This is a genomic window from Microbacterium sp. MMO-20 (assembly GCF_037147735.1).
GTDB lineage: Bacteria > Actinomycetota > Actinomycetes > Actinomycetales > Microbacteriaceae > Microbacterium.
Window position 1 is genome coordinate 85,267 of the sequence record NZ_JBBCUU010000010.1, and the last position, 7,896, is coordinate 93,162.

At 68.1% G+C, this 7,896-nt stretch carries 7 protein-coding genes; 6 read left to right on the forward strand and 1 reads right to left on the reverse strand.

The window, feature by feature from the left end:
- Positions 1-31: 31 nt before the first annotated feature.
- From dut to WFI52_RS12720, 4 genes are all read left to right on the forward strand, one after another.
- The gene (gene dut / locus WFI52_RS12705) at positions 32-481 is read left to right on the forward strand and encodes a dUTP diphosphatase (RefSeq protein ID WP_336627306.1); all 450 of its coding nucleotides are present in this window, start codon (positions 32-34) and stop codon (positions 479-481) included.
- Positions 478-1,065 (forward strand): DUF3710 domain-containing protein, encoded by a 588-nt coding sequence (locus tag WFI52_RS12710; protein WP_336627305.1) that lies wholly within the window; start codon positions 478-480, stop codon positions 1,063-1,065. The genes dut and WFI52_RS12710 overlap by 4 nt, the downstream gene beginning before the upstream one ends.
- The gene (locus WFI52_RS12715; protein WP_336627304.1) at positions 1,062-1,787 is read left to right on the forward strand and encodes a DUF3159 domain-containing protein; all 726 of its coding nucleotides are present in this window, start codon (positions 1,062-1,064) and stop codon (positions 1,785-1,787) included. The genes WFI52_RS12710 and WFI52_RS12715 overlap by 4 nt, the downstream gene beginning before the upstream one ends.
- Before the next feature lie 155 nt (positions 1,788-1,942).
- Positions 1,943-4,780, forward strand: a complete 2,838-nt coding sequence (locus WFI52_RS12720; RefSeq protein ID WP_336627303.1) for an aconitate hydratase — start codon at positions 1,943-1,945, stop codon at positions 4,778-4,780.
- Positions 4,781-4,831: 51 nt separating this feature from the next.
- Here the strand turns inward: WFI52_RS12720 and WFI52_RS12725 are convergent, their stop codons facing one another.
- Positions 4,832-5,182 (reverse strand): UBP-type zinc finger domain-containing protein, encoded by a 351-nt coding sequence (locus WFI52_RS12725; protein ID WP_336627302.1) that lies wholly within the window; start codon positions 5,180-5,182, stop codon positions 4,832-4,834.
- Between the two features lie 76 nt (positions 5,183-5,258).
- On the opposite strand from WFI52_RS12725, the gene dxs reads away from it, so the two are divergent.
- Entirely contained in the window at positions 5,259-7,238 is a 1,980-nt protein-coding gene (gene dxs / locus WFI52_RS12730; protein WP_336627301.1) for a 1-deoxy-D-xylulose-5-phosphate synthase, read from the forward strand.
- Positions 7,239-7,290: 52 nt separating this feature from the next.
- The gene (locus tag WFI52_RS12735; protein WP_336627300.1) at positions 7,291-7,794 is read left to right on the forward strand and encodes a hypothetical protein; all 504 of its coding nucleotides are present in this window, start codon (positions 7,291-7,293) and stop codon (positions 7,792-7,794) included.
- The last annotated feature ends 102 nt before the right edge of the window (positions 7,795-7,896 follow it).

Genomic DNA, 7,896 nt, shown 5'->3' on the forward strand with positions numbered 1-7,896 from the left:
CATTCATCGGGGGGTGCATTAGCCTCGTGTGGTGATCGAATCCGTGGACGTTCCCATTATCGCGGCGCACGTCCCCGTGTACGCCCATCCGGGCGACGCGGGTGCCGACCTCGTCTCGGCGGAGGAGCTCCGACTCGGCCCGGGGGAGCGCGCCCTCGTGGCGACAGGGGTGCGCATCGCGCTTCCCGACGGGTACGTCGCCTTCGTCGTTCCGCGCAGTGGCCTCGCGGCCAAGCACGGCATCACGATCGTGAATGCCCCCGGCACGGTCGATGCGGGTTACCGCGGCGAGATCAAGGTCTCGCTGCTCAATACGGATGCCACCGAGCCCTACGACATCGCCATCGGCGACCGCATCGCGCAGCTCATCGTCATGCCGGTGCCGCGCGTGCGGTTCCTGCCCGTCGACGAGCTGCCGGAGTCCGCGCGCGGTGAGGGCGGGTTCGGATCCACTGGATATCAGACAGGAGCAGGCGCATGAGCGACGAACTTGTGGGAAAGGCCGCGCCGACCGATCGCGCGACGGCGGGACCGTTCGATGATTCCGAAGCGAATCCGGTGCGGCCCTACATCGACCTCGGCGGCATCAAGGTGCTGCCGCGCGAGGGCCTGAACCTGCGTCTCGAAGTCGAGGAGCAGACCAAGCGCATCGTCGCGGTCGGCCTCGACTACGCCGACTCGACGCTGCAGGTGCAGCCGTTCGCGGCTCCCCGGTCGAGCGGTCTGTGGGACGAGACGCGCGAGCAGATCCGTCAGCAGATCCGCCAGCAGGGCGGCCGGGTCGAAGAGCGCGAGGGCCCGCTCGGCCCTGAGCTTCTCGCCGAGGTTCCGGTCGCAGCCGGCCCCGAGGCGACTCCCGGCAAGCGACTCGCGCGGTTCGTCGGTGTCGACGGCCCGCGCTGGTTCCTCCGGGGCGTCATCGGCGGTGCCGCAACCAGCGATGTGGATGCCGCGGAGAAGGTCGAGGACCTCTTCCGCTCTCTGGTCGTCGTGCGCGGCGGCACGCCGATGCCTCCGCGCGACCTCATTCCGCTGAAGATGCCGGCCGCGCCCGGCACCGCATGACGACGCCGGACGGCCCCGAACCGGAGCGCACACCGACGGCATCCGAGCTGTTCGGCCAGGCGCTGGGTGGAGCAGCGCGTCGCGCCGGCATGGACCCCGCAAAGGACGCGCATACCGGCCACGTCGTGTGGGCGGCGATGGGCGGCTGGCGCGGGGTACTGGAGTCGGTGCTGCCGGGTCTCGCCTTCGTCCTGCTCTTCACCTTCACGCAGAACCTCGTCCTCTCGCTCGTTGTTTCCGTGGGGCTCGCGGCCGTCTTCACGGTCGTGCGATTGCTGCAGCGCTCACCCGTCAGCGCCGCGCTCGGCGGCCTCATCGCTGCGGCGGTCGCCGCGGGGCTGGCGCTGTGGACGGGACGCGGCCAGGACAACTTCGTTCCGGGGCTCATCACCAATGCCGCCTACGGCACGGCGTTCCTCGTCTCGGCGCTCGTCGGCTGGTCGCTGATCGGACTAGCGGTCGGGTTCCTGATGAACGAGGGCATCGCGTGGCGGGCGGACCCCCGCAAGCGCCGCGTCTTCTTCTGGCTGGCGATCGCGTGGGCGGCACTCTTCTACCTGCGGCTCGCGGTGCAGCTGCCGTTCTACTTCGCCGGCGATGTGACGACGCTGGGGACCCTCAAACTCATCATGGGGTTGCCGCTGTTCGCCCCCCTCGTCGCGGTGACCTGGCTCGCCGTGCGCGCCGTCTATCCGAAGGCGGAGACACCCCCCGCGACGTGATAGATTTATCTTGACATCAAGATAAATTCTTCCCGCCGTGCGGCATCCCGCCGGTAAGGCGAACCTCACTAGCCGGAGGCGACGCGGGCGGGGAAGATGGAAAGACAGACCGCGGAACGTCGTCGCCGTCTGCGCCCCCGACGAAGGAGAGCAACGTGTCCACTGTTGACAGCTTCGGTGCGAAGAGCACCCTCACGGTCGGAGGCACCGACTACGAGATCTACCGGATCGACACCGTCGCGGGCTATGAGAAGCTCCCGTTCAGCCTGAAGGTGCTGCTCGAGAACCTCCTGCGCACCGAGGACGGCGCGAACGTCACCAAGGCGCAGATCGAAGCGCTCGGCAACTGGGATGCCGACGCGGAGCCCGACACGGAGATCCAGTTCACGCCCGCCCGCGTCGTCATGCAGGACTTCACCGGCGTCCCCTGCATCGTCGACCTCGCGACGATGCGCGAGGCGGTCACCGCCCTCGGCGGCGACCCCGACAAGATCAACCCGCTCTCGCCCGCCGAGATGGTCATCGACCACTCGGTGATCGCCGACCTCTTCGGCAGCGAGAACGCGCTCGAGCGAAACGTCGAGATCGAGTACGAGCGCAACGGCGAGCGCTACCAGTTCCTGCGTTGGGGCCAGACGGCTTTCCAGGACTTCAAGGTCGTCCCTCCCGGGACCGGCATCGTGCACCAGGTAAACATCGAGCACCTCGCGAAGGTGATCTACGACCGCACCGGCCGCGACGGCGTGCTCCGTGCGTACCCCGACACCTGCGTCGGCACCGACTCGCACACCACGATGGTCAACGGCCTGGGTGTCCTCGGCTGGGGCGTCGGCGGCATCGAGGCGGAGGCCGCGATGCTCGGCCAGCCCGTGTCGATGCTCATCCCTCGCGTCGTCGGCTTCAAGCTCACCGGTGAGATTCCGGCCGGTGTGACGGCGACCGACGTCGTGCTCACCATCACCGACATGCTCCGCAAGCACGGTGTCGTCGGCAAGTTCGTCGAGTTCTACGGCAAGGGCGTCGCCTCCGTTCCGCTCGCGAACCGCGCCACGATCGGCAACATGAGCCCCGAGTTCGGCTCGACCGCGGCGATGTTCCCGATCGACGACGTCACGCTCGACTATTTGCGCCTGACCGGCCGTGACGACCAGACGGTCGCCCTCGTCGAGGCGTACGCGAAGGAGCAGAAGCTCTGGCACGACGCCGACAACGAGCCTGTCTTCAGCGAGTACATGGAGCTCGATCTCGGCACGGTCGTGCCGTCGATCGCCGGCCCCAAGCGCCCGCAGGACCGCATCCTCCTCTCCGAGGCGAAGAGCCAGTTCGAAAAGGACATCGTCAACTACGCGACGCCCTCGACCTCGACCTCGATCGTCGACCTCGAGTCGAAGCACTCCTTCCCGGCCTCCGACCCGGGTGCCGCTCCCGGCGACGAAGAGCCCGAGACCCGCGAGGTGCACATCTCGAGCGGTGCGCCTGCCTCGGCATCCAAGCCCGTCAAGGTGACGACCCCGGACGGCACGGCGTACCTCCTCGACAACGGCGCCGTGACGCTCGCGGCGATCACGTCCTGCACGAACACCTCGAACCCGTCGGTCATGATCGCGGCGGGCCTGCTCGCCAAGAAGGCCGTCGACAAGGGCCTCAAGCGCAAGCCGTGGGTCAAGACGACGCTCGGACCCGGCTCGAAGGTCGTCACCGACTACTACGAGAAGTCGGGCCTGGACAAGGCGCTCGAGGGTCTCGACTTCTACACGGTCGGCTACGGCTGCACGATCTGCATCGGCAACTCGGGCCCGCTGATCGAAGAGGTCTCCGCGGCGATCAACGAGAACGACCTGGCCGTCACGGCAGTTCTCTCGGGCAACCGCAACTTCGAGGGCCGCATCAGCCCCGACGTGAAGATGAACTACCTGGCCTCACCGCCGCTCGTCGTCGCATACGCCCTCGCCGGCTCGATGAACTTCGATTTCGAGACCGACCCGCTCGGGAAGGACCAGGACGGCAACGACGTCTTCTTGAAGGACATCTGGCCGGCCCCCGACGAGGTGCAGGAAGTGATCGATGCGTCGATCTCGCGCGACCAGTTCATCACGCAGTACGCCACGGTCTTCGACGGCGACGAGCGCTGGAAGAGCCTGCCGACTCCCGAGGGCCCCATCTTCGAGTGGGATGCCGACTCGACGTACGTCCGCAAAGCGCCGTACTTCGACGGCATGTCGATGGACCTGACTCCCGTCTCGGATATCTCCGGCGCCCGCGTCATGGCGACCCTCGGCGATTCGGTCACGACCGACCACATCTCGCCGGCCGGCAACATCAAGGCGGGTACGCCCGCCGCGCAGTACCTCACCGAACACGGTGTGGCGCAGAAGGACTTCAACTCCTACGGCTCGCGCCGGGGCAATCACGAAGTCATGATCCGCGGCACGTTCGCGAACATCCGCCTGAAGAACGAGCTCGTCTCGGCGGTCAACGACGGTCAGATCGTCGAGGGCGGCTTCACGCGCGACTTCACGCAGGCCGGTGGTCCGCAGTCGTACATCTACGACGCGTGCGAGAACTACGCGGCGGCCGGTACCCCGCTCGTCGTCTTCGGCGGCAAGGAGTACGGCTCGGGATCGTCGCGCGACTGGGCGGCCAAGGGCACGTCCCTCCTGGGCGTCAAGGCGGTCATCACGGAGAGCTTCGAGCGCATCCACCGCTCGAACCTCATCGGCATGGGCGTCGTGCCGCTGCAGTTCCCCGAGGGTCAGTCGTGGAAGAGCCTCGGCCTCGACGGCACCGAGATCGTCTCCATCGAGGGCCTCGAGGAGCTCAACAACGGCACCACTCCGAAGACGGTCAAGGTCACCGCGGCCCCGAGCGAGTTCTCGCCCGAGGGCAAGGAGACGATCGTGTTCGACGCGAAGGTCCGCATCGACACGCCCGGTGAGGCCGACTACTACCGCAACGGCGGCATCCTCCAGTACGTACTGCGCTCGCTCGTCTGATCGGTCGCGCCGAAGCCCCGGCATCCTTCCCGCGTGAGGGATGCCGGGGCTTCACGCGCGCCGGGCGAGCTGCTGCTGCCAGTCGTGCGGCACGCGGACCTGCGGACCGGGTACCGTCTGACCGACGGGGTGGCTCGTCGGCGGTGCGAGGGCCGGGCCGGCTTCGAACGCACCGGTGCGGTAGTCGAAGAACCAGTCCTCACCGGGCTCGAAGCTCTGAATGACGGGGTGCCCGGTCGCGCGCTCGTGTGCGGTCGCATGCCGCTTCAGCGAGTCGTCGCAGCATCCGACATGCCCGCACTGGGCGCATCGGCGCAGGTGCAGCCACCATCCGCCCTCGGCGTCGCATTCCACGCACCCGGCCCCACTCGGCGGCACCGCGGGGTCGATTCCTGTCGTCATGGCGTCCTCCTCGCGAATGCTTCGATCCTGCTCGCTCACTGTCCACACCGCCAGATCCCCCGCGTAGACTCGGGGGATGAGCCTGCTCGCCTCGATCACCGGTCCGCGCGATCTCGATGCGCTCTCACCGGAGGAGCTCGAGCAGCTTGCTCAGGAGATCCGCGACTTCCTCGTCCAGAACGTCTCGCGCACGGGTGGCCACCTCGGTCCGAACCTCGGCGTCGTCGAACTCACGATCGCCCTCCACCGCGTCTTCGATTCCCCGAACGATCCGTTCGTGTTCGATACGGGGCACCAGTCGTACGTGCACAAGCTGCTCACCGGTCGGCAGGACTTCGACGCCCTGCGTTCGCGCGGAGGGCTCGCCGGATACCCTCAGCGTTCCGAGAGTCCGCATGACGTCGTCGAGTCCTCGCACGCGTCCAGCTCCCTGAGCTGGGCCGACGGCATCTCGCGGGCGCTCACGCGCACGGGTCGGACCGACCGGCATGTCGTCGCCGTCGTCGGGGACGGCGCACTCACGGGCGGGATGACGTGGGAGGCGCTCAACAACATCTCAGACGACAATGAGCGCAATCTCGTCATCGTCGTGAACGACAACGGCCGCTCCTACGCTCCGACGATCGGCGGCATGGCCCGCTATCTCAACCGTGTCCGCACGACGGAGGGCTACGAAAGCCTGCGGCGCGGATCGGATTCGTTCTTCCGCAGGCTCGGACCCGCCGGACGCGCCGTCTACCGCGGAGTCCGCGGCGGCACGCACGGGTTCCTCTCGCGTTTCACGAACAACGAAGCGCTGTACTCCAACCTCGACATCAAGTACCTGGGCCCGATCGACGGGCACGACCTCCGTGCGCTCGACGAGACCCTGCGCCTCGCGAAGGCCTATGGTGCGCCGGTGATCGTGCACGTCATCACGGAGAAGGGGCGTGGGTACGAGCCGGCCCGCAACGACGAGGCCGACCAGTTCCACGCGGTCGGCAAGATCGACCCCGCGACCGGCGAGCCGCTGGGATCCTCAGACACGGTCGGGTGGACCGACGTCTTCGCTGAGGCGCTCGTGGACGCCGGTGAGCGCCGCGAGGACATCATCGCCATCACCGCGGCGATGCTGCGCCCCACCGGGCTCCAGCCGTTCGCACAGCGCTTCCCGGATCGCGTGTACGACGTGGGCATCGCGGAGCAGCACGCCGTCGCCTCCGCCGCGGGACTCGCCTTCGGTGGCCTCCACCCCGTCGTCGCGATCTACGCGACATTCATGAACCGCGCGTTCGATCAGGTGATGATGGATGTCGCCCTCCACAGGGCCGGCGTCACCTTCGTCCTCGACCGCTCCGGCGTGACCGGGCCCGACGGCCCGAGCCACCACGGGGTCTGGGACCTGGCGATGCTGCAGCTCGTCCCCGGCATCCGCATCGCTGCTCCGCGCGACGAGCGACGGCTGCGCGAGGAGTTCGATGAAGCGATCGCCGTCGCCGATGCGCCGACCGTCGTTCGTTTCCCGAAGGGTGCCGTCTCGCCCGAGCTCCCGGCGATCGAGCGCCTCGCCGATGGTACGGACGTGCTGTGGCAGCACGGTGAGCAGGACGTTCTGCTCGTCGGCATCGGCCCGATGGCCCAGCTCGCGATGGACGTCGCGGAGCGTCTGCGTGCGCAGGGCATCGGGGCGACCGTGATCGACCCGCGATGGGTCGTGCCTGTGCAGCCGAGCGTCGTCGAGCTCGCGGCGTCCCATCGCCTCGTCATCACGATCGAGGACGGCATCCGCGTGGGGGGGATCGGGACTCGTGTGCGTCAAGTGCTGCGCGAGGCCGGAGTGGACACGGCGGTCGACGAGTTGGGCCTGCCCGATGCGTTCATCGACCACGCGACGCGCGAGCAGATCCTCGACGACGCCGGGCTCACCGCCGCCAAGATCGCTCAGGACGTCGTTGCGCAGGTGCTCGGCACCCGCATCCCCGTCGCGCGCCCGTCAACCGACACGGGTGCGATCTGGGCAGTCTCCCCGGAGTCGGCACGTGTGGACGAGGAGCGTCAGGAGCGCCGGGAGCGTTGAGCGTCCCTCGGTGCGTCGAGGGGCGGCAACGCGGGCATGACAGCATGGAGTGATGACCTCCACCGCCAATCTGACCCGTGATGAGACGGCGGCGCGCGCCGCCGAGATCCGCCTCGAGACCGTGGACGTCGAGGTCGATCTGCGCGACGCAGCGTCGGCGGATGCCGCGACCTTCCCGACCGCATCGACGCTGGTGTTCGCGGCATCCGCCACGCAGACGTGGATCGACTTCGTCGGCGCCTCCGTCGACGAAGTGATCGTCAACGGAGCGGCACAGGCGGTGGACTGGGACGGCGCGCGGGTGCGCGTCGCGGGGCTCACCGCCCACAACGTCGTCACCGTCCGCGGAAGAGGGAAGTACAGCTCGTCGGGGGAGGGCCTGCACCGCTTCCGCGACCCCGTCGACGACGCGGTGTATCTGTACACGCAGTACGAGCCCGCAGACAGCCGCCGCGTCTATCCGGTGTTCGAGCAGCCCGATCTGAAGGCCCGCTGGCGCTTCGTGGTCAGCGCTCCCGACGGGTGGGAGGTCCTCTCCAACGGCGCCGAGGGGTGAGTCCAATAGCGTGGTGTCAATTCCCGCGGGGTTCTCGTCGTCGTAGACGGTGAAGGGCCATCGTGGGATGACCAGTTGTTTCCGCCAAGAAGCAAGAAGAGT